Genomic DNA, 20,859 nt, shown 5'->3' with positions numbered 1-20,859 from the left:
GCGCTTCTTCTTACCTTAGGACGGAACCGAAGTTTTGATTAAACTGACGAAAACCATCTCACGCACGGCCATTGCCGCATGCGTTGCTTATGCCGGGCTGATGCCCTTGTCCCAAACCGCCAACGCCCAGGTCGAACCGCTGAAGAATCCGGTCTACGGCGTCACGCTCGATGACCTGACGAAACTGGATGCGATCATCGCGTCGCTGCAGAACCTGCCGTACCGACCGACGGTGCGCGTCGTGTTCGATCCGGGCACGTCGGCCGCCGACTACTACGCACCGCTGCTGCGCCTGCACTCGGTCGCATACGTGATGGGCGAAGTCTACGATTCGTACTATTTCCCGACGGATATCACGACGTACAAGGCGCGCACGCAGGAACTGGTGTCGCAGCTGAAGAACACGGTCGACGTGTGGGAAATCGCCAACGAAATCAACGGCGAATGGCTGCGCAACGATCCGAGCGGCACGAACACCGTGGTCAATTCGGAAGAGCAGCAGATCGGCCAGATGGTCGCCGCGGCCAACACGATCGTCAAATCGAACGGCGGCAAGACCGCGATCACGCTGTACTACAACGACGACAGCAAGGGCACCAACTGCTGGGCGAAGCCGCAGGATTACTGGAAGACGTGGCCGACCGCGTTCCTGCCGGCGACGGTTCGCCAGCAGGCCGACTACGCGCTGTTCAGCTACTACCCGTACCAGGATTGCCCGGGGCTGAATCCGTCGTGGAAAAACGACTTCGCGGCGCTGGAAAGCATCTTCCCGAACGCGAAGGTCGGCTTCGGCGAAATCGGCACGTCGGATATCGCGGCGCCGGCGTCGGTGCAGCAGAACCTGATCAAGACCTACTACCCGATGGTCAACAGCATGACCGATCCGCGTTTCATCGGCGGATTCTTCTGGTGGAACTACGCCGAGCAGATGGTCCCGTATTCGACGAGCTCCTACTTCCAGCTGCTGCGTCAAACGATCATCACGCTCAAGTCGCCCAGCTGATCGGCCTCACCATCGAGTCGCCTGATCGTCAGCGCAGTTGCTCAGAACCACAATGTCGCGCGTACCACGAGACCACGTGCGCGTGCCGCTGACGTCAACCCGAACCGGTATTGCACCGTCACGTCGAGATAGCTCGCCGGCGCGGTATACCTGCCTTCGCGAAACCAGTACCTGAACTGGACCCCTGGCCCCGCACCGATTGCCGTCTTGTCAGGCTGACGGTTGTCGTGATCGCCCGCCACCGCAGCGTGCGGGTAGACGGTCAGCCGGTCGCTGATCATCGGCAAGCGCCACGTGTGCCCGTAACGCAACTCCGAATAGATGATGTAACGCCCGGCATTGATGAAGTACGCACCTTCTACATAGGCCTGCCAGCTGCGCCAGCTCGGTTCGGTGACCCGCAGGTCGGTGCCCGCCTCCGACGAGTAACCCAGGCGCATCAGCCAGTCCGTCATCGACAGGCTGCCGATATGGAACAACCGCTCGGCGGTCACCACCACGTTCTGATCGGGTATCGGCTTGTAGCGCACGCCCACCGACCCCTGCACGGTCGGCATGCCGGTCACGTTGCCCGTGCCGTCGTAGGCCGTGCCGTATCCACGCACGAAGAACTGGAGAATGCGGCCGTTCCGATAGCCGATCTTCGGCGGCTGCCAATACGCCTCGATACCCGGCTGGAGCACGCTGATCGTGCCTTGCGGGCCGAATGCGGCCGACTGGTATGGCGCGCTCAGCACGAAACCCCAGGTGCGCTCGAGTTGTTCTACCTCGCGCCGATAGCCGAACTTGCGCTGCGCGTCGAACGCATGTTCGTTTTCGTCGGCGTCGAGACTCTGCTCGAACATCTGGACGGACTGCTCGTTCAAGCCGATCCGCTTGGCCGCATAGCCGGCGTCCGCATAGTTCATCGCGTTGCCGGCGCCACCGGCGAAACCTTCCTGAAATGCGTCGAGCGCCTCGCGATCCTTGTGTTCGCGCAGGAGATCATAGGCGTGCTGCAAGGTCCGTTGCGCGGTATCGTCCACCGGCACCTCGGGCGGCTGGTCGGCTTGCCGCGCCTGTGCCGCGATCGACGCGGCCATGTTCCGCTCGGCATCGGTCGACGCGTTGCCGGCCGCCAGCTCGGCCACGCGCAGCGCGCTGTCGTGGTCGCCCGCCTGCAAGCTCATCTGCGCGATACGCAACTGAATCACGGCCGATTTTTCATCGGCCAGCGGCGCCAGCGCGACGCCGGCCTCGTGCGGACGCTTTGCCGCGAGCGCACTGTCCGACCACGCGAGGCGCAAGTTGCGCTGCTGCTCCTTGCTCCAGTTTCCAGTCGCGACGGCCGCCGCGAAATTGCTGCACGCGACGTCGTAGCGCATCTGCCGCTGCGCCAGATAGCCATGCTGCGCCAGTACCGCCGCGCTTTTCGGAAAACGAACGCTCAGCGATTCCAGCAGCGCGTCCGCTTCGTCGACTTTCCCTTCGCGCCGGTACACATCCACGAGCAACAGCCCGAGTTGTTCGCTTCCCGGCTGAATCCGGAGGGCGCGCAACGCATACGCTTCCGCGCGAGGCAGGTCGCCTGCGTTGATCGCCTTGTAGGCGCCATCGGCGAGCCGATAGGCTTTGGGGTTGAGCTGCGGGGCGGCGGATGCCGGCGCCTGCCAGGCGAGCGACATGGCAACGGCCAGCGCGCTCGACCGTGCGCAGCGCTTGAGGCCGGCCGCGATCCGACGTGTCGAGCGCTTCATGCCTGTTCTCCCGACGGCTTTTTCACCGGCACTGCCTGCTGCGTCGCGTCGTCGCCAACGCGCAGCCGCGCGATCTCGACGAAGCGCGAGTGCCGGCCGAGTTCGGCGGCGATCTCCGCATCGCAGGCAATGAAATAGGCGACGTTCGTTCGGGCGCCGCGCCGCACGACGTCCTGTTCGTCCTGCGTGAGCGGCCGCCCGACCGCGACGTTCAGCGTCCCGTCGGCGGCGGTCGAAAACGGAACGGCACGATACGCGTACTGCAGCTCGAATGCCAGCGAGTCCGCGAAGTGGCCCACCGCGACGTTGCCCAGGCTCACCCGCGGCAGATCCGCCTGCTCGGCGATCGCATCCGCCAGCGATTCGGTGGACAACGCACTGCCTTCGAGCAACAGTTCACCCAGCCGCTTGCCGCATGTCAGTTGCCGCTCGAGGCCGTCCTCCAGTTGCGCCAGGGAAACCACGCCCCAGCCGACCAGGATCTCGCCGATCTTGCGGCGCGCCTTCCCGAGTTCCTCGTTGGACAGGTATGTGTGACTGGTCTTGTCCCACGCGATCGGCCTGCCGCTCACCAGGTGGCCGACATAGATGCGCCACGCGCGACTCACCGCGCAGAAATTGATCAGGTTGTTGACGAACATCCTCGGGATCGAGAGCAGCCCCTGGAGCAGGCCGTTCAGCTTGCTGACGAAGTAGAAACGCTGTCCGGCACGGGCGAACAGCATGAGGGTGTTGACCCACAGCAGCGGCGTGACCCAGGCACCGGCCGTCACGAGTTGAGCGCTGGCGGGAATGACGTGACCGGCTTTCTGAAGCGCGGAAAGCAACACGAAGTTGAGCAGCACACCATAGGCAATCACCGAAAACAGCGACGTCACGATGCCCTTGCGATCGTGGAAGAACATGTAGCGGGTGAGGAAGTCGCCCTTCCAGCCGAGTTGCTCCCAGCCTTGAAACGCGATGCCTAGAATCCAGCGCGCGCGCTGCCGGTAGGCGGTGCGGAATGTCTTGGGAAAGTACTCGCGCGTGGCCAGCAGGTTTCGACCGGCGGCACCGTCCTTCGCGCGCTTGCCGCCGGCATCGCGCACGATGTCCGAAAGCGGCGTGCGGGCAAAGGTTTCCTTCATGCCGAGGTCTCTCAGCCGGAAGCTGAAATCATAGTCCTCGGTCAGCGAACGCGTGTTGAACGGGCCGCCGTCACGCGCCTTCATCGCGGCTTCGATCGCACGCCGGCTGTAGCACGACGCAACACCCGCGCCCGGCACGACTCCGGTCAAGCGTGCGCGCACCGGCACGTCCTTCTGGTGCGTTTCGCTGAAATCGTCGAGATAGCAGCCGGCGACGAACTCGTTCCATTTCCGGGGCAACGACAGCACCGGAAGCTGGACCAGATCGCTCTCCGCCACCGCATGGTTGAGGTACTTGAGTTCGACCGGATGAATGACATCTTCGCAGTCGTGCATGACGACGCCCGCGAACTGAATATGATGGACTGCTTCGTAACGAAGGATCGCTTCGAGAATCCAGTTGAGGCAGTCCGCCTTGCAGGTCGGCCCGTCGTTCATGACCGTGGCACGCGTCACCCTGCCCGGATACCGGCGAACCATCCGTTCGACTTCCGCCGTGGTTTCGGCGTCGTTGTGATAGGTGCCGACGAAGATGACATACCGCTCGTACTCGATGGTCGCCAGCGTGTTTTCGATCATCTTGGCGATCACGTCGTACTCTTTCCATGCCGGCACCATGAGTGCCAGATGGCGCTCTTCCTGCGCGCGCAGCATGCCGATGTCGACGGTCTGCGATTTCTCACGACGCAGGATGCGCCCGATTTCGAATGACCAGTAACAGCCATCCAGCGTCAGGTCATCCAGCGTGCTGACCAGGATGACGAGGGCGGTCACAATGGCGACAAGGTTGAGTGCATATAAATACGCACTCCATATCATATTATCCATTACCTTTCCGCGATTTTCGTCCGTCTGTATTTCTTCCTTCGTACGAACGGAAGACGAAACCGCCCCGTCCCCGTCGACCCCGTCACGTCCACTCCTGCGGCTAACGCCACATCCGTTCTCGTCGTTCTCAAAAGACTCGAGGCTGCCCGGAGCGCTATTGATACGACCACGCAACATCACCAAAAATGCAACGTGTTCAGTGGGTGACTTTTGACAGCCGGTTTCTCCGCTTGCTTGCGTTCGTCCCTGCGTGCGCCGGCGCTTGCAGCGGCCCCCGATCCAGCGCTACGCAGTGCGCCCCATACACCGTCTCTTTTCAATACACAGCGCTTCAAGCAAGTCGTGCGCCATCGTCCACCACTCTTGCGCCTTCCGGGTACCGGACGTGTGCCGCGCACGATCGGCGAATCGAAACCAAGCCAAATGTTTCAGTGCTGAAACATGCGGACCGGCGTTCCGAATATGAGACGTTTGGCAGGTTCTCTACCCGCGTCCCCGATCATCGCGACCGGAGCGCGTCACGCGATTCCGTCGATCCTGGACGGACGGATCGACGATGAAACCGAAAATCCGGTGCTCCGGTCGCCGTTGGATGGATGCGCCGCCGGCTCGGTTGCCGCGTTGCCGTGGGCGGAACGAAGCACGCAACCGGTTTCACCTGAATCGCTCAAACAGACGTTACGCGTTCGTCGGACCCAATTTCCGAAACCAGTCGCGTTGCATGCGTGAAACGTTTATCGAGACAATTTCGGACCGTCTCGACGCGCCGATTTTGGCGTCCCGGCCCGGTGTCCATTTGCGGCGGATGGTACAGAACTAGCTTGAAAGCCAACTGTCCGGTTTCGTTTCATTAACCGGGGGTATTAAACGAAAAAAATAACGACATAACACCCGATTCTAAATCGGCAATGGGGCGTGCTCGTTTCGTTAACGAGAATCCAATTTGCATATCAAAGGATGAAAATCATGCCCTCGCATCGCAATCGATTTTTTCGAATCGGGTTGAGCACCGTTGGGCTACTCCTTGCATTGAGTCCCGCGCTCGTCATCACCAGCGCGGTTCAGCATGCGAGTGCGCAGCAGACGAACCAGTCGTCCGGCGGCAAGATCAAGCCCCCGCCATTGCCAAACGGCTCTGCCCAAGTCAACGTGAAACCCGGCATGTCCGATGAGGATTGGGACAAGGCATACAAGGAGACGGGGCGTCCCAAGTTCAGCAGAAATTCCGTCAAGAAGCACGGCGGCAACGTCGAACGCGACTAGGGAGATACGGCCATGAAAAAGATCTTGATCGTCATAGCCCTGCTTGCCGGACTCGCGCAAATGACATTGCCGGGCACGGCGCACGCGCAGACCACGACCGCACATACGCTCGTGTTATACGACAACCCGGCCAACGACCCGTTTTCGAAGCTCGGCCTGATGTACAGCATCATGTTGAGGAACCTGCTCGGCCACTTCAATACGACCGTCGACCTGGTACCGATACAGAACTACACGTCCGGCATGATCGGGAGCCACGACGCCACGTTCTATATCGGCGACTACTACAACAACCCGATTCCGACGGCGTTCATGAGCGACGTGATGACCGCCACGAAAACCGTGGTCTGGTTCAAGTACAACCTGTGGCAGCTCGCGTGGAACACGGCCTATACGTTCAACCAGACTTTCGGGTTCAGCTTCCTGGGCCTTGCCGGGATGAACGCGACGCCATCGTCCAGCAATCCGAATCCCGGCTTCTACGACACAGTCACGTACAAGAACCTGGCGATGGTCAAGTACTACGCGTTCGACGCGTCGACCGGCGCCATCAACGCGGACCCGGATGTCGGCCTGACCCAGGTTCTCGATGCCACCAAGGCGCAAGTGCTCGTCACCATCAAGAACAGCAAGAGCGGCGCAACGACGCCCTACGTCATGCGCTCCGGCAAGTTCTGGTACTTCGCGGACATGCCGTTCTCCTACATCGGCCCGACGGATCGCTATCTGGTGATATGCGACATCCTGCACGACATCCTGCAGACCAATGCACCGGTGAATCATCGTGCGCTGGTCCGCCTCGAGGATCTGGACGCATTCACGACGACGAGCTCGATGAGGCAGCTGTCGGACTATCTGTACTCGAAGAAGATCAAGTTCACGATGGCGACCATTCCGTTGTATACCGACCCGAACGGGTATTACAACGGCGGCGTGCCGGAGACGATTCACCTCGCGCAGGCAACGGGCCTCAAGAGCGGGTTGAACTACGCGCTCCTGCGCGGCGGCTCGATCGTGATGCACGGCTATACGCACCAGTATGACTCGACGCCGAATCTTCAGAATGCGGTGAGCGGCAGCGACTTCGAGTTCTGGTACGCAGTCCAGAATCGTCCGGTCGACGAGGACTCGGTGCAATGGGCGAAAGGCAGAATGGCCGACGGCCTGCTCGAGTTCACGCTCAACGGCTACAAGATCGTCGGCTGGGCTGCGCCGCAGTACCAGATGTCGCCGATGGCATCAACGGCCACGGCGCAGACGTTCCCGACCACGTTCCAGCGGGCCGTCTACTACACGTCTACCAATCCGCAGATCGGGACGGGCGCGCCCAACCAGGACTTTTCGGCCGGGCAATTCTTCCCGTACATCATCAACTCCGATTACTACGGGCAACGAATCATTCCGGAGAACCTGGGCAGCCTTCAATACAACATCTGCAGTAAAGACCCGTTCTCGTGCATCACGTACACGTGGCAGCAAATCGTCACCAACGCGCAATACGGTCTGGCGGTGCGGGACGGCTTCGCGTCGTTCTTCTTCCATCCGTACTGGCTCGAGCCCGATCTCGGACTGCCCGCCTTCCAGGACTTCCAGAGTATCGTGACGGGCATCACGAATCTCGGCTACACATGGGCGGACGGCACGACGCCAAGTGACGCGAGCCAGTGGAAGCCTCGTGCGGACCCGCAGCAGCAAGGCGGGTCGCACGTTTGCATGTGATCGGCTACGATGTCGCGCAGGAATGCTTCCGGGGAGGCCGCGATGCTCACGTACGCCATCCCGGCCTTGCGCGGGATTCGACTGCGTCTGGGCCGGTTCCGACACGCAGGCCGGCGACGCCGGCACGCGCACGCGCCGGGTTCGCCCCGCGCGGCGATGCTCGCGGCCGTCGGTGCATCGCTCGCCGTGGCCGCGTGCAGCTGGACGGCGCATGACGTGCATGCCGACGGAATCGTCTGGCAGGTGGACAACGCGACGACGAATCCCGTCGGAAACTGGCAGATGCTCGGCGTACATGATCTGTTGATCCAGTGGAGCGTCGTCGACGATACCGCGTACGTGCCCGACGCCGGCATCCGTCCCGCGGCACACCTTCCCGACTGGGGGCGCATCGGCCGCGAACCCTGGGCCAGAAACGTCATCCTGGGCCTCGCCGGTTACCAGGATGAAAAGCGAGCACGCACCCATCTGTCGACACTCGCGGACCAGTCCCTGGCGGTAGCGCGCACGCACGTTCCGCTGAATGTCACCGGCTACTACTTCCCGGTCGAAATCGACCCGACCTGGCAGGACGCGCCGAAGCTGGCCGATATCCTGAAGCGACTGCCGCGCCCGCTGTGGGTGAGCGTCTACGACCAGACCAATATCGGCGGGAAGGCGCTGGCGGACTGGCTCGTGTCGTGGCTGCCGTCGGACGTCGGGGTGTTCTTCCAGGACGGCTGCGGCGTCTATGCGCGCGAACCCTACGTCGCGCGCGCCTATGTCGACGAGCTGACCTCGCGCCTCGGAAAGCAACGTGTGCGGGTAATCGCGGAGGCCTTCCGGCCCGCCGAGCACGGGGGATTCCGGTCGGCCAGCGCCGACGAATTGAGCAGGCAGCTGACAACCTACCGTGGCTATCAAGTCTATCTGTTCGATGGCCCGCACTATGTGTCGGACAACCTCACACGCGAACTCCTCACGCGTCCGGCCAAGCCACCCGCGGCCGAGCCGGCCAAAACGAGTCCCTGATCCTGCTGCGCCGTGCTGCAATGCGGGGAGCGAGCCTCAGAGTGCCCGGCAACAGGTAAGCAACGCCCCGCCGAAACGGCGGGGCGCGATGCCCGACAGATGCTGCGCGGGCAATGCACGAGCAGGACACGCGCGGCCGCATCGACGATTCGTTTCGATGCACGTGCCGGCATCCGATTGAACGCGCGAAGGTGCGTTGCAGGTCAGAACTCCATGTCGAGTTCGTCGATGTCTTCGTGCTCCGCCTTCGCGGCATCGATCCACTCCGCCACGAACGGATGCGCGAGCATGCGCATGCAGTACTCGGCGATATCGGGTTCGAGTTTCACGTCGTACGTCAGGAATCGCGTGACGACCGGCGCGTACATCGCATCGGCGATGCCGATCTGCTCGCCGAACAGCCAGGGGCCGCCATACGCGGCCAGACACGCGCGCCAGATCGTCACGATGCGCTCGATGTCGTGCTGCGCACGCGACCAGATCCGGAAGCCGGGAAAATGCGCACGCAGGTTCATCGGCAGCGCGGAGCGCAGCGCACTGAAACCGGAATGCATCTCGCCGCAGATCGACCGGCAATGCGCGCGCGCATGCCGGTCGTCGGGCAGCAGCCGCGCCTGCGGCCGGATTTCGTTCAGGTATTCGGCGATCGCGAGCGTATCCCATACCGTGCTGCCGTCGTGCGTCAGGCACGGCACGAGAATCGACGGCGACAGTAGCAGCAGTTCCGCGCGCGATGCCGCATCGATCGGCACGCTGATCGTCTCGAACGCGAGGCCGCTCAGCTTCGCGAGCAGCCAGCCGCGCATCGACCACGACGAGTAATTGCGGCTGCTGATGGTCAACGTCGTCTGTCCGGTAACGTCCATGTCGCTCCCCTGCTGATTGCCGTTCGTACCCCTGCACCGAAAGCACGCACCGCGCCGTGCGAAGCGCACCACGCCTGTGCGAAGCATTCGCCGAAGTGGCGCAGCGCGCTGCCCGGGGCAGCGACACATCGAGTACGCCGAGCCTCGTTGGCAACGGCGGCGCATCGCATTCGGTCGTCGGGCCCCACGCGCCGCATGCATCGCCGCATGAGGCGCCGCGCGCGTCGCCACGCGTATCGCCGCATTCGCAAACCCCGTGCAACGCGCGTGCCAGCCGCACGCTGGCATACGGCTTGCCTCGCTCGACGTAACGCGACGCAACGAACGACGGCCATGAACCTGCTTGCCTATCCTTTCTACCAATGGTCTGCCGAATGCCTGCGTCCGGCGCGCGCATGGGCGGCCGCCACGCGCGCGACGATGTCGCTGTGGCCGCCCGTCACGTCGACCCCGACGGGCCGCATGGTCGACGCGCTGTGCGAACTGCTCGAATGCTGCGCGTTCTCGCACCGGCGTCCGGCGTTCGGCATCGCGTCGACCGTCGTCGACGGCGAAGTGGTGCCGATCGTCGAGGAAGCCGCGGCGGCCACGCCGTTCGGCACGCTGCTGCATTTCCGCAAGGCGCGGCCGGTGGCGCGCCAGCCTCGCGTGCTGATCGTCGCGCCGATGTCCGGGCATTTCGCGACGCTGCTGCGCGGCACGGTCAGCACGATGCTGGCCGATCACGACGTGTACATCACCGACTGGCACAACCCGCGCGACATCCCGCTCGCGGCCGGCCGCTTCGGCTTCGACGAATACGTCGGGCACGTGATCGATTTCATTCGCCAGATCGGCCCGGATGCGCACGTGCTCGCGATCTGCCAGCCGACCGTCGCCGCGCTTTCGGCGGTCGCGCTGATGGCCGCCGCCGGCGATCCCGCCCAACCCGCGAGCCTGACGTTGATGGCGGGGCCGATCGACTGCCGCGTGAATCCGACGAAGGTCAACGCGCTCGCCACGAGCCGGCCGATCGAATGGTTCGCGCGCAACCTGATCAGCGTGGTGCCGGCCGGCTTCGTCGGGGCACAGCGCTGCGTGTATCCGGGCTTCGTGCAGGTCGGCGCGTTCATGTCGATGAATCCCGACCGCCATGCGGCGTCGTTTGCCGACCTGTACTACGAGCGCGCGAAAGGCGACCCCGCGAAGGCCGACACGCTGCGCCACTTCTACGACGAATACTTCGCGACGGCCGACCTCACCGCGGAGTTCTACCTGGAGACGGTCGAGAAAGTGTTCCAGCAATACGCGCTCGCGCGCGGCGAGCTGACGGTCGGCGACCGGCTGGTGGAACCGGCCGCGATCCACCGCACCGCGCTGTTGACGATCGAGGGGGAGAAGGACGACATCTGCGCCGTGGGCCAGACGGTAGCCGCGCAGGAGCTGTGTTCGGGTTTGCCGCCGTACCTGAAAACGCACCACGTGCAGACGGGCGCGGGCCATTATGGCGTGTTCAACGGCGGCCGCTGGGAAACGCAGATCTATCCGATCGTGCGCGCGACGATCCACGACAACGAGCCGTACGATCGCACCGCCATTACGGACGGCAGCGCGAGCGGCGCGCACTACGTGACGCTGCGGGCGTTGCTCGACGCGCGCGCGGCCGGTCGCGACGCGACGACGGCCGCGGCGCCATCCGATCACGTGCACTGAGCCCGCGCGGGATGGCAACGCTCGGTGCGGCACCCGGCGTTGCGCTCGAATCGCCCCGCCCTCACGGCGGGGCGCGGTGCCGGGCAGTGCGCGAGCGCACGCTCGCGCGTTCCGCCGGTGTTACGAACAGGCCTTGCCGTGCGACGCGTGGTAGCCCTTCGCCTTCGCATCGGCTTCCGACATGTAGCTGCCGTGCTTCGTCTTGCCGTAGTACTTGTCGGTCGAGCAATGGTAGACCTTCGTGCTGTCGTTGGCCCACACCTTGCCCGCGCCGCCGCCGGGCGCCGCCGCGGCGGTCGTCGCGGGCGCGCTTTTCGCCGGGGCGGCGCCGGATGCGGCGGAAGCGACAGCCGCGCTCGCGGGGGCCGCGGCCGGTGCGCTCGCCGCGGCTGCCGACGCTGCGCCATACCACGTCTTCACGCCCTTGTGGCCGGCGCACGCGCCCTTCTTCGACGCGCCCGAGTAGAACGAGCCGTCCTTGCACAGCCCGGTCGTACCGGCCGGCGCGCTGGCCGGAACCTGTGCGAACGCACCGATCGACACACCCATGCCCGCGACGAGCGCGGCGATCAACATCGTCTTTTTCATAATCCTCTCCTGATTTGCCTGAACGGGAAAAGCGTCCCGACGCTTTGCCGGGAATACCGCGTCGCGGGTCAACGGACCCAGCGGCACACGCGGTGATGGTGGTGATCGAAATGGCACACGCGGTGCGAATGGGCTTCGGCCAGCGCCGGCACGAGGGTGGCACAGGCGACGGCCGTCGCGGTCAGGATCTTCGCGATGCGGGTCATGGACATTCTCCTGGGTAGGCCAGCCGGTGGTCCGGCTGTTACGTCCTTAACGCCGATCGCCGACGCGCCGTGCACCGCACCTGCATCGAATTGACGATCTTTGACACGGTGTAACGAAACATCACGCGAAGCTGACAAATTGCCGCCTGTCTTTTCGATTTCCTTACGCGGCAAATGCTTCGGATGTCGAATGACCTGGTCAGAACCCGAAACCCGGACAGGATCCATAAAAAAACCGCCCGAAGGCGGTCTTTCTCGGGCACGCGGATGCCTCGCATCCGATGCGACGGAGGGCTACGCGCCCGCGTCGCCCCACGGCGTCGGCGCAGGCACGTCGCATGGCCCTTCGACGTCGATCGACTTGAAATCGGCCGGCCCGACGATCTCCAGGTACTCCATGTCGGGCGAGTAGTCGAACAGGTAGTGCACGATTCCCGGCGCCTGGTGCACGCAGTCGCCGGCGCTCACCAGCGTCTCGCGCTCGCCGTACATGAAGCGCGCCCAGCCCTTCAGCATCATCACGATGTGGAACTCGGCCTCGTGACGGTGCCAGCCGGTGCCCGCCGCCGGTGCATGATTCGCCCTGACGAGTTGCGCGACGACCTTGCCGTTCGTCGCGGCGGCGATGCCGAGATCGCGATACAGGAAGAAGTCGCGCAGGCCTTCGCCTTGATATGCGGTGTCCTGCGGCTTCACGTGGGAAAACGCGGTAGGGGTCGGCGTGCTCATCGCGGCGCTCCTCGATCGAAAGAGTCGTCCGAAACAAGCATTTAGCGTTCCAGGCTGCGGCGGCCCCGCTTACTTGAGCCGCCCCGACAGGAACTGCCCGAGCCGCTCGCTCTTCGGATTCACGAGAATCTCCCGCGGATCGCCCTCTTCCTCGATCTTCCCCTGGTGCAGGAAGATCACGTGGTTCGACACGTTGCGCGCGAAACCCATCTCGTGCGTGACGACGACCATCGTGCGGCCTTCCTCGGCGAGCTTCTGCATCACCTTCAGCACTTCGCCGACGAGTTCCGGATCGAGCGCCGACGTCGGCTCGTCGAACAGCATCACTTCGGGCTCCATCGCGAGCGCACGCGCGATCGCGACACGCTGCTGCTGGCCGCCCGACAGGTGCGACGGATACATGCCTTCGACGCGCGGCGCGAGCCCGACCTTCTCCAGATACTTGCGTGCCCGCGCAACGGCCTCTTCCTTGCCGATCCCCAGCACGGCCATCGGTGCCTCGATCACGTTCTCGAGCACCGTCATGTGCGACCACAGATTGAAGTGCTGGAACACCATCGACAGCTTCGTGCGCATCCGCTGCAGCTGCTTCTGGTCGGCCACGCGCAGCGCGCCGTTACGGTCGCGCGCGGTCTGGATCGGCTCGCTGCCGATCGTGATCTGCCCCGAGCACGGCTGCTCGAGGAAGTTGATGCAGCGCAGGAACGTGCTCTTGCCGGAGCCGCTCGAGCCGATGATGCTGATCACGTCGCCGGCCTTCGCCTTCATCGATACGCCCTTCAACACCTCGTTGTCGCCGAACTTCTTGTGCAGGTTGTCAACGGTGAGCTTGTACATGCTTGGTCCTTCCTTGCGAATGCATTAGTGGCTGCGCGGCGAGAGGTACGCGAGCCAGCGCGTCTCGAGCTTGCGGAACGCCCAGATGAGCGTGAACACGACGATGGCGTACAGCACGGCGGCGATGCCGTATGCCTGGAACGACATGTACGTCGCGGAGTTGACGTCGCGCGTGACCTTCAGGATGTCTGGCACCGTCGCGGTGAACGCGAGGGTCGTCGCGTGCAGCATCAGGATCACTTCGTTGCTGTAGCTCGGCAGCGAGCGGCGCAGCGCGGACGGCAGGATGATGCGCGTATAGAGCTTGAAGCGCGACATCCCGTAGGCCATCCCGGCCTCGATCTCGCCGGCCGACGTGGCCTTGATCGCACCCGCGAAGATCTCGGTCGCATACGCGCATTCGTTCAGCACGAACGCGAGCAGCGTGCAGTTCATCGCGTTGCGGAAGAACGTGTCGAGCAGCACGTGGTTGTGCACGACCTGCAGGCTGTAGATGCCGGTGTAGCACATCAGCAGCTGTACGTAGAGCGGCGTGCCGCGGAACACGTACGTATAGAGCCACACGGGGCCCGAGATCCAGCGGTTCGACGACGCGCGCGCGATCGCGAGCGGCACGGCCAGCGCGAAGCCGAACGCGATCGACACGACCAGCAGCCACAGCGTGATCGCGAGGCCGCTGAAGCGGTAACCGTCGGTATAGAGATAGCTTTGCCAGTACTGGCTGACGAGTTCGATCACAGTGCAAGCCTCCGGACGCCGACGGAATAACGCTTCTCCAGGTGGTGCAGCACGACGTTCGACACCGTCGTGATCGCGAGGTAGATCGCGCCGGCCGCGAGCGTGAAGAAGAAGAAATCGAGCGTGCTCTTGCCGGCGTCCTGCGACGCCTTCACGACATCGGCGAGGCCGATGATCGACACCAGCGCGGTGGCCTTCACGAGCACCTGCCAGTTGTTGCCGATGCCCGGCAGCGCGAAGCGCATCATCTGCGGGAACAGGATGCGGTGGAACACGCGCCAGCCGCTCATCCCGTATGCGAAGCCCGCTTCGAGCTGGCCGCGCGGCACCGCGAGGAATGCACCGCGGAACGTCTCGGTGAAGTACGCGCCGTAGATGAAGCCGAGCGTCACGACGCCGGCCACGAACGGGTCGATGTCGATCTGGTCCCAGCCGAGCAGGTCGGTCGCGTCGTTCAGCAGGATCTGGATCCCGTAGAACAGCAGCAGCATCAGCACGAGATCGGGTACCGCGCGGATCAGCGTCGTGTAGAACGTGCCGACCGACTTGAGCACGCGGTTGGTCGAGAGTTTCGCTGCCGCGCCCGCGAGGCCCAGTATCAGCGACGCGGCAAGCGACAGCACCGCGAGCTTCACGGTCTCGACCGTGCCGGCCCACAACAGCGGGCCAAATCCTTGGAAGATCATATAAGGGATCCAGAACGATGTGGCTGGATTGTCAATAGCCATTAACCGCGCATCAAACGAGTTCTGCGCACTACCTGATGCCGTCTGCTCATCAAGCCAGCGGCATCACGCGAAGCGGGCGGCGCGCGCCACGGCCGGTGCGCGCCGCGAAGGCGTCAGCCGCCGTACACGTCGAATGCGAAGTACTTCTTCTCGAGCTTCTTGTAGGTGCCGTCCTTGATCATGTCGGCGATCGCATGGTCGATCTTCGCCTTCAGGTCGGCGTCGTCCTTGCGCAGGCCGATGCCGGCGCCGTTGCCGAGCGTCTTCGGATCGTCGATGTCCTTGCCGGCGAATTCGAAGCTCGCGCCGCGCGGTGTCTTCAGGAAGCCGATATCGGCCTGCACCGCGTCCTGCAGCGCGGCGTCGAGGCGGCCGGACATCAGGTCCTGGTACACGCCGTCCTGGTTCTGGTAAGGCACGACCTGCACGCCCTTCGGCGCCCAGTAGGCCTTCGCGTAGGTTTCCTGGATCGTGCCCTGCTCGACGCCGACCGACTTGCCCTTCAGCGATTCGGCCGTCGGCTGCAGGTTCGCGCCCTTCTTCGCGACGAGGCGCGTCGGCGTGTTGAACAGCTTGTCGGAGAACGCGATCTGCTCGGCACGCGCCGGCGTCATCGACATCGACGACAGCACGCCGTCGAACTTCTTCGCCTTCAGCGCCGGGATCATCCCGTCGAAGTCGTTCTCGATCCACACGCACTTCGCCTTCAGGCGCGCGCAGATCTCGTTGCCGAGATCGACGTCGAAGCCGACGACCTTGCCGCTTGCATCCTTCGATTCGAACGGCGGATAGCTGGCGTCGACGCCGAACCGGATCGTCGACCAATCCTTGGCGTGGGCACCGACCGCGAGGCAGGCAAGGGCAATACTGAGCGCGAGTTTCTTCATGGCGTTCCTGTCATAGGCGAACTGGGCACGGGTCCCGTCGGGCGTCGCCGCCGCGAACCCTTCCAACCGGGAGGTCATCCGTCAGACGACTCTCCAAGTTGTACATACAACTTTGCCTTTTTCAGGTCACTGCCAGCAATCCGTGTTTATCTCTAATTGTCGGCGGATTGTTTACATGAGCGAATTTTCCTTATATTTCAATTCGCTACACCTTACATGAAGCTGAACCCCTGGTTTCGGTGCGGATTCGGCCCATCGTCGCCGCCCATGCATTTGTCTATACTTTTCGTTTGCCGGGCTCGCCGGCGCGGCGGCCGCAGCCCGTACGGCCTCGCGGGCCCTTGGCCGGCGCGCCGGACGCGGGCCGGAATAACCCGAATCCCGGGCCCACAGTCGGGCCCGCGCGGCGTCGAACCCGGTACACTCCGCCCGGACACCGCACGAAGGCCCGCGCGCGACGGCACGCGGCCGCCGTCTCTCGAACAGCAATGCAATGACCACACCGATCTATCAGGAAATCAAGGACTTCATCCTCGCGCGCATTCATGCGGGCGAGTGGGCGGAAGGCGACCAGGTGCCGTCGGAAAACGAGCTCGCGCGCGAATTCAATGTCGCGCGGATGACGGTCAACCGCGCGCTGCGCGAACTGACGGCCGAGCAGGTGCTCACGCGCACGCGCGGCTCGGGCACGTATGTCGCGTCGCCGAAATACGAATCGACGCTGGTGGCGATCCGCAGCATCTCGGACGAAGTCGCCGCGCGCGGCCATGGGTATCGCGCGCAGGTGCTGGAGGTCGGCGCGGCCATCGCCGACGCGAAGCTCGCCGACGAGCTGCGGCTCGACGCCGGCAGCCCGATCTTCCACTCACGCGTGCTGCACTTCGAAAACGACACGCCGGTGCAGCTCGAGGAACGCTGGGTCAATCCGGCCTGCGCGCCCGAATACGCACTGCAGGACTTCACGACGACGACGCCGAACCAGTACCTCACGCGCGTCGCGCCGCTGCAGCGGGTCGAATACCGGATCGAGGCCGCGATGCCCGATGCGCAAACGCGCCGCCACCTGACGATGGACGAGCGCGAACCCTGCCTGCTGCTGCATCGGCGCACGTGGTCGCAGGGGATGGTCGCGTCGGTAGCCAACCTGTGGCACCCGGGCAGCCGCTACCGGTTCACCGGGCATTTCTGAAGCGGCGCCGGCGCGTTCACCGCATGCCGGGCCGCGCCCAGCGCTCGATCGCGCCGACCGCCCGCCGCACCCCGTCCTCCCGCGCGATCCGCACACCGAGTCCGGCGGCGCGCGCCTGCGTGTCGGCATGCGCGGCGAACGCGATCGCGCGTGCGAGCGCGGCGGCGTCCACGCGCCGGCCCGCTACCGGCGCATCGGCCACACCGAGCCGTCGCAGCCGGTTCGCCCAGAAGAACTGATCGCCCGCGAACGGCACGACGACCGACGGAATGCCCGCCCGCGCGGCCGAATGCGTGGTACCCGATCCGCCGTGGTGGATCGCCATCGATACATGCGGAAACAACCGGTCGTGCGGCGTCTCGCCGATCACGCACACGTGCGCCGGCAGCATCGACGCATCGATGCCGCTCCAGCCCGGGTGGAACAGCGCGCGCCTGCCGTCGAGCGCCTGCAGCAGCGCGCCGACCATCGCGGCGCGATCGAACCCGGCCATGCTGCCGAAGCCGATGTACACGGGCGGATCGCCCGCGCCGAGAAAGGTCGCCAGCGCGGGCGGCGGCGTCCACGCCGGCGCGTCGGCGTGCCACTGACCGCAGGCCTGCACGTGCGACGGCCAGTCGGCCGGATCGGACAGCAGCACGGGCGACACGCCGTACAGCATCGGATGATCGGTCCAGACGTGCCGGCGCGCCGGCAGGCCGCACACGCTGGCGCGCGCTGCATTGGTCGCCTTCCTGAACGCGTGCCACAGCAGCGCGTTCACGAGCCGATGGCTCGCCCGATTCAGCCAGCGCGGCACCTTGCCGGGCGGCAGGAACGGCGACGCGAATGCCGCGGTCGGCGTGATCGGAATCATCCCCGTGCCGATCGCCGGCACGCCGCGATACTCGGCGACCGACAGCCCGACGAACGACGCCAGCCCCGACACCAGGATCGCATCGCAACCGGCCGACGCGGCCGCGACTTCGCGCATCCATGCCGCCGTGTTCGCATTCGCGATCGCCGCGAGCGCCTTCGACGTGTCGTTGAAGCCGCCGCGCCCGCGCACCGCGTCCGACAACGCGCCATCCGGCGCGATCGCCGCGCGGATATCGCCGGACAACGGCGCGCACGGCACCCCGAGCGCGGCGGCCGAACCGAGCGTCGCGGCGTCGGCCAGCAACCGGACCTCGTGGCCCGCATCCAGCAGCGCACGGCCGAGCGCCGCGAGCGGACGCGTGTCGCCTTCGGTGCCGTAAGTGACGATGACGAGCTTCATGCGTGGACTCCCCCTGCACGATGCAGGCGAGTGGATTCATAAAAATGCACGTCGTATACTAATGCAATTCGTGCACTTTCATTCGATACCGAACCATGCCGACGACGACCGACGATCCGGGCCGCCGCGCACGCAAGCGCATCCAGATGCTCGCGCATCTCGCCGACACCGGCGCCCGCCTGTTCGATGTGCATGGCTACGATGCCGTGACGATGGAGCAGATCGCCGCGCAGGCCGATGTCGCGAAACGAACGCTGTACAACCACTTTCCGACGAAGGAAGCCGTGCTCGCGCACTGGCTCGAAGACGAACTCGCGCGCGACCTCGCGCACCTGCAGCGCGACGTCGCACGGCGGAAGACCTTCGCGTCGCGGATCGCCTGCGTGCTCGACGCGTCGGCCGCGTGGTGCGAGCAGCACCCGGTGTACCTGCTCGCGTACCTGCGGCATCGGTTCCTGAGCATCGGCGTGACGGAAGCGGAAAGCGGAAAGGACGGCGGCAGCGACATCGCGCTCGTATGGCAGCAGCTGATCGCGGCCGGACAGCAGGCGGGCGAACTGAACCCGGCACTGGCGGCCGACCAGCTCGCCACGTGGTTCCATCATCTGTATCTCGCGGCGATGCTGCGCTGGCTGACCGTGCCGGGGTTGTCGCTGAAGCGGGAATTCCGGTCGGTCGCGAAGCTGTTCGTCGAAGGCGCGCAAGCGAAAGGCTGAGCGGCCGCCCAAGCGACGCTCGGGCAGGAAGGTGCGTGCGCATCGAACGTGCACGGCGCTCACGCAATTCACGCGCACGCCGGGCGCGCTGCGCGCTGGCCTGCGATCTGGAACACCATCCGGAATCGCTGCTGCCCGGCAACGCGGGCGACACGCAACCGGCCGACGCGTCGCGCTCCGCGAGCGAAGACCGCTGCACGCGTCGCGCGATGCGCCGGGATTTTTACAACGCATGCACGCACGGGATGCCAAATCTTCCGCGCAGCAGTATGCTGATGTCGTACGGCCCCGCACGATGCCTCGGGCAATCCCTTAGTCCGCACGTCGTCGCGCCGCCGTCGCGACCGCAATCATGCGTTTGCAAGGAGGGCTTCGTGATGGCTACCATGCATCAGCACTTCCACCTCGAACTACGGCACGCCACGGCGCCGACGTATTTCATCAGCTACCTGTTTCCCGCCTTGCTGTTCGTCTACGAACTGCTGCGCGTCGGCCAATGGATCCGCGATCACGGGATGCAATTCGCCGCGTTCAAGCAGATGGGTTACGAGTACCTGCTGATGCTGCTGTTCGTCGGGCTGCAGATCGTCGTCGAGGCGATCTTCCTGCTCGGCGCCGCGATGCGCCGCGACAATCGCGACTTCGAACACCGGTTGCCGAACGTGGTCCTCGGCATCGGCTGCTCGATCGCGATTCTCGCGCTCGATCTCGCGATCCAGCTGTCGTTCTGAGCGCCGGCGGGCTCGGCCCGCCGGTCGCATTGCGCGCCTGCGCCCGGCCGTTCAGGCGAGCGCACCGCGCAGGAACGTCGCCACGGCCGCGAGTACGTCGCCGGTCCGCTCGCGATGCGGCATGTGTCCGCATCCGTCGAGCAGCAGGAACGACGACGGCCCCGCGACGCGCGCGGCGATCCGCTTCGGATGCACGTCCGACCCGTATTCGTCCTGCTCGCCGTGAATCGCGAGCGTCGCGCAGCGCACGCGCGGCAGCGCGTCGTCGAGACTCCAGTCGCGAAACGCCGGCGACAGCCACGTGCCGACCCACGCACGCAACACCCATTCGGCCTTGTCGCCGTGATAGCGCACGAGCCGCTCGAGCTGGCCGGGCGCGTCGAACTGCTGCCCCGCCTCGCGAATGCCGTCGAGCGTGCGATCCTCGACGAACGCCTGCGCGGCGACCGTCACCAGCGCGCGGCAACGCGCGGGATACGCGGCCGCGCAGCCGACCGCCATGCCGCCGCCGACGCTGTGCCCGAACGCCACGAACGCATCGATGCCGAACCGTTCGAGCAGCGCGCGGAAGCCCTGATCGGCCTCGTCGCGCACGAACGTCGTACCGAGCTGTCCCGGATGGCGGTCGGACCGGCCGAAGCCCAGCCGGTCGTATGCGATCACGTCGCGTTGCGTGGCGCGCGCGAGTTGCGCGGGGAAGTCGCGCCAAAGTTCGACACAGCCGAGCGAATCGTGCAGCAGCACGATCGGCGCGGCCTGCATAGGTGCGGCCGGCATAGGTGCGGCCTGCACAGGCGCGGCCGGCCCGGTCGCGGCCGTCGCCTGCGCAGGCACACCGCGCCAGCGCTTCGCGAAGAGACGCCCTTGCGGCGTCTCGACCCAGGTCTCCTCGGTCACGATTTCAGTCATGTGCATGTCATCGTCTGCATGAAGGCTGCATGAAGGCGGCCGCACGCGGGCGGACCGCAGAATGCCGACGATGGTGGCCCGCCGACGCGCGCGGCGTC

At 65.0% G+C, this 20,859-nt stretch carries 20 protein-coding genes; 8 read left to right on the top strand and 12 right to left on the bottom strand.

Annotated features, from left to right (window positions below; genetic code table 11):
* Nucleotides 1-100: 100 nt before the first annotated feature.
* Nucleotides 101-1,003 (top strand): hypothetical protein, encoded by a 903-nt coding sequence (locus tag PL79_RS04790; protein WP_052664865.1) that lies wholly within the window; start codon nucleotides 101-103, stop codon nucleotides 1,001-1,003.
* A gap of 41 nt (nucleotides 1,004-1,044) precedes the next feature.
* On the opposite strand, the gene PL79_RS04785 is transcribed toward PL79_RS04790, so the two are convergent.
* Nucleotides 1,045-2,739 (bottom strand): NfrA family protein, encoded by a 1,695-nt coding sequence (locus PL79_RS04785; RefSeq protein WP_044849233.1) that lies wholly within the window; start codon nucleotides 2,737-2,739, stop codon nucleotides 1,045-1,047.
* On the bottom strand, nucleotides 2,736-4,694 hold the full coding sequence (locus PL79_RS04780; RefSeq protein ID WP_044849234.1) for a glycosyl transferase family protein: 1,959 nt from the start codon (nucleotides 4,692-4,694) through the stop codon (nucleotides 2,736-2,738). The genes PL79_RS04785 and PL79_RS04780 overlap by 4 nt, the downstream gene beginning before the upstream one ends.
* A gap of 957 nt (nucleotides 4,695-5,651) precedes the next feature.
* Here PL79_RS04780 and PL79_RS04775 point away from each other — a divergent pair.
* Genes PL79_RS04775 through PL79_RS04765 form a run of 3 tightly spaced genes read left to right on the top strand, consistent with a single transcriptional unit; the run spans nucleotide 5,652 to nucleotide 8,687 of the window.
* A complete protein-coding gene (locus PL79_RS04775; RefSeq protein WP_235879201.1) occupies nucleotides 5,652-5,957 on the top strand; it encodes a hypothetical protein in 306 nt (101 codons plus the stop codon).
* A 12-nt stretch (nucleotides 5,958-5,969) separates the two neighbouring features.
* Nucleotides 5,970-7,676 carry a DUF2334 domain-containing protein gene (locus tag PL79_RS04770; RefSeq protein WP_235879200.1) on the top strand — a complete coding sequence of 569 codons (1,707 nt, stop codon included), beginning with the start codon at nucleotides 5,970-5,972 and terminating at the stop codon, nucleotides 7,674-7,676.
* Between the two features lie 42 nt (nucleotides 7,677-7,718).
* Nucleotides 7,719-8,687 carry a hypothetical protein gene (locus tag PL79_RS04765; protein ID WP_044848070.1) on the top strand — a complete coding sequence of 323 codons (969 nt, stop codon included), beginning with the start codon at nucleotides 7,719-7,721 and terminating at the stop codon, nucleotides 8,685-8,687.
* Nucleotides 8,688-8,890: 203 nt separating this feature from the next.
* Here PL79_RS04765 and PL79_RS04760 read toward each other — a convergent pair whose 3' ends face one another.
* Nucleotides 8,891-9,553 carry a glutathione S-transferase family protein gene (locus tag PL79_RS04760; protein WP_044848071.1) on the bottom strand — a complete coding sequence of 221 codons (663 nt, stop codon included), beginning with the start codon at nucleotides 9,551-9,553 and terminating at the stop codon, nucleotides 8,891-8,893.
* Between the two features lie 333 nt (nucleotides 9,554-9,886).
* On the opposite strand from PL79_RS04760, the gene PL79_RS04755 reads away from it, so the two are divergent.
* Nucleotides 9,887-11,245: a polyhydroxyalkanoate depolymerase gene (locus PL79_RS04755; protein WP_044848072.1), complete on the top strand. Its 1,359-nt coding sequence runs from the start codon at nucleotides 9,887-9,889 to the stop codon at nucleotides 11,243-11,245.
* Between the two features lie 120 nt (nucleotides 11,246-11,365).
* On the opposite strand, the gene PL79_RS04750 is transcribed toward PL79_RS04755, so the two are convergent.
* From PL79_RS04750 to PL79_RS04725, 7 genes are all read right to left on the bottom strand, one after another.
* Nucleotides 11,366-11,833, bottom strand: coding sequence for a DUF3761 domain-containing protein (locus PL79_RS04750; protein ID WP_044848073.1), 468 nt, complete (start codon nucleotides 11,831-11,833; stop codon nucleotides 11,366-11,368).
* A 68-nt stretch (nucleotides 11,834-11,901) separates the two neighbouring features.
* The gene (locus PL79_RS36035) at nucleotides 11,902-12,039 is read right to left on the bottom strand and encodes an HHHH-motif protein (RefSeq protein WP_193759812.1); all 138 of its coding nucleotides are present in this window, start codon (nucleotides 12,037-12,039) and stop codon (nucleotides 11,902-11,904) included.
* A 294-nt stretch (nucleotides 12,040-12,333) separates the two neighbouring features.
* Nucleotides 12,334-12,768 carry a cupin domain-containing protein gene (locus tag PL79_RS04745; protein WP_044848074.1) on the bottom strand — a complete coding sequence of 145 codons (435 nt, stop codon included), beginning with the start codon at nucleotides 12,766-12,768 and terminating at the stop codon, nucleotides 12,334-12,336.
* Between the two features lie 69 nt (nucleotides 12,769-12,837).
* Nucleotides 12,838-13,605 carry an ABC transporter ATP-binding protein gene (locus PL79_RS04740; protein WP_044848075.1) on the bottom strand — a complete coding sequence of 256 codons (768 nt, stop codon included), beginning with the start codon at nucleotides 13,603-13,605 and terminating at the stop codon, nucleotides 12,838-12,840.
* 24 nt (nucleotides 13,606-13,629) lie between these two features.
* Entirely contained in the window at nucleotides 13,630-14,343 is a 714-nt protein-coding gene (locus PL79_RS04735) for an ABC transporter permease (protein WP_044848076.1), read from the bottom strand.
* Nucleotides 14,340-15,029, bottom strand: coding sequence for an ABC transporter permease (locus PL79_RS04730; RefSeq protein WP_044848077.1), 690 nt, complete (start codon nucleotides 15,027-15,029; stop codon nucleotides 14,340-14,342). The genes PL79_RS04735 and PL79_RS04730 overlap by 4 nt, the downstream gene beginning before the upstream one ends.
* 155 nt (nucleotides 15,030-15,184) lie before the next feature.
* Nucleotides 15,185-15,958: an ABC transporter substrate-binding protein gene (locus tag PL79_RS04725; protein ID WP_044848078.1), complete on the bottom strand. Its 774-nt coding sequence runs from the start codon at nucleotides 15,956-15,958 to the stop codon at nucleotides 15,185-15,187.
* A 493-nt stretch (nucleotides 15,959-16,451) separates the two neighbouring features.
* Here PL79_RS04725 and hutC point away from each other — a divergent pair, with 493 nt between their 5' ends.
* Nucleotides 16,452-17,147 carry a histidine utilization repressor gene (gene hutC, locus PL79_RS04720; protein ID WP_044848079.1) on the top strand — a complete coding sequence of 232 codons (696 nt, stop codon included), beginning with the start codon at nucleotides 16,452-16,454 and terminating at the stop codon, nucleotides 17,145-17,147.
* A 16-nt stretch (nucleotides 17,148-17,163) separates the two neighbouring features.
* On the opposite strand, the gene PL79_RS04715 is transcribed toward hutC, so the two are convergent.
* Nucleotides 17,164-18,405, bottom strand: coding sequence for a glycosyltransferase (locus PL79_RS04715; RefSeq protein ID WP_044848080.1), 1,242 nt, complete (start codon nucleotides 18,403-18,405; stop codon nucleotides 17,164-17,166).
* A gap of 95 nt (nucleotides 18,406-18,500) precedes the next feature.
* Between PL79_RS04715 and PL79_RS04710 the strand changes: the two genes are divergently transcribed.
* Together PL79_RS04710 and PL79_RS04705 are read left to right on the top strand one after the other, a co-directional pair.
* Complete coding sequence (locus PL79_RS04710; RefSeq protein ID WP_044848081.1) at nucleotides 18,501-19,121, top strand: TetR/AcrR family transcriptional regulator; 621 nt, start codon at nucleotides 18,501-18,503, stop codon at nucleotides 19,119-19,121.
* Nucleotides 19,122-19,498: 377 nt separating this feature from the next.
* Nucleotides 19,499-19,852, top strand: a complete 354-nt coding sequence (locus PL79_RS04705; protein ID WP_044848115.1) for a hypothetical protein — start codon at nucleotides 19,499-19,501, stop codon at nucleotides 19,850-19,852.
* Between the two features lie 51 nt (nucleotides 19,853-19,903).
* Here the strand turns inward: PL79_RS04705 and PL79_RS04700 are convergent, their stop codons facing one another.
* Nucleotides 19,904-20,761 carry an alpha/beta fold hydrolase gene (locus PL79_RS04700; protein ID WP_044848116.1) on the bottom strand — a complete coding sequence of 286 codons (858 nt, stop codon included), beginning with the start codon at nucleotides 20,759-20,761 and terminating at the stop codon, nucleotides 19,904-19,906.
* Nucleotides 20,762-20,859 lie beyond the last annotated feature (98 nt).

It is taken from the genome of Burkholderia sp. USMB20 (assembly GCF_000949135.2).
In the GTDB taxonomy this organism is placed as follows: domain Bacteria; phylum Pseudomonadota; class Gammaproteobacteria; order Burkholderiales; family Burkholderiaceae; genus Burkholderia.
This window is presented reverse-complemented; position numbering and strand designations above follow the sequence as displayed.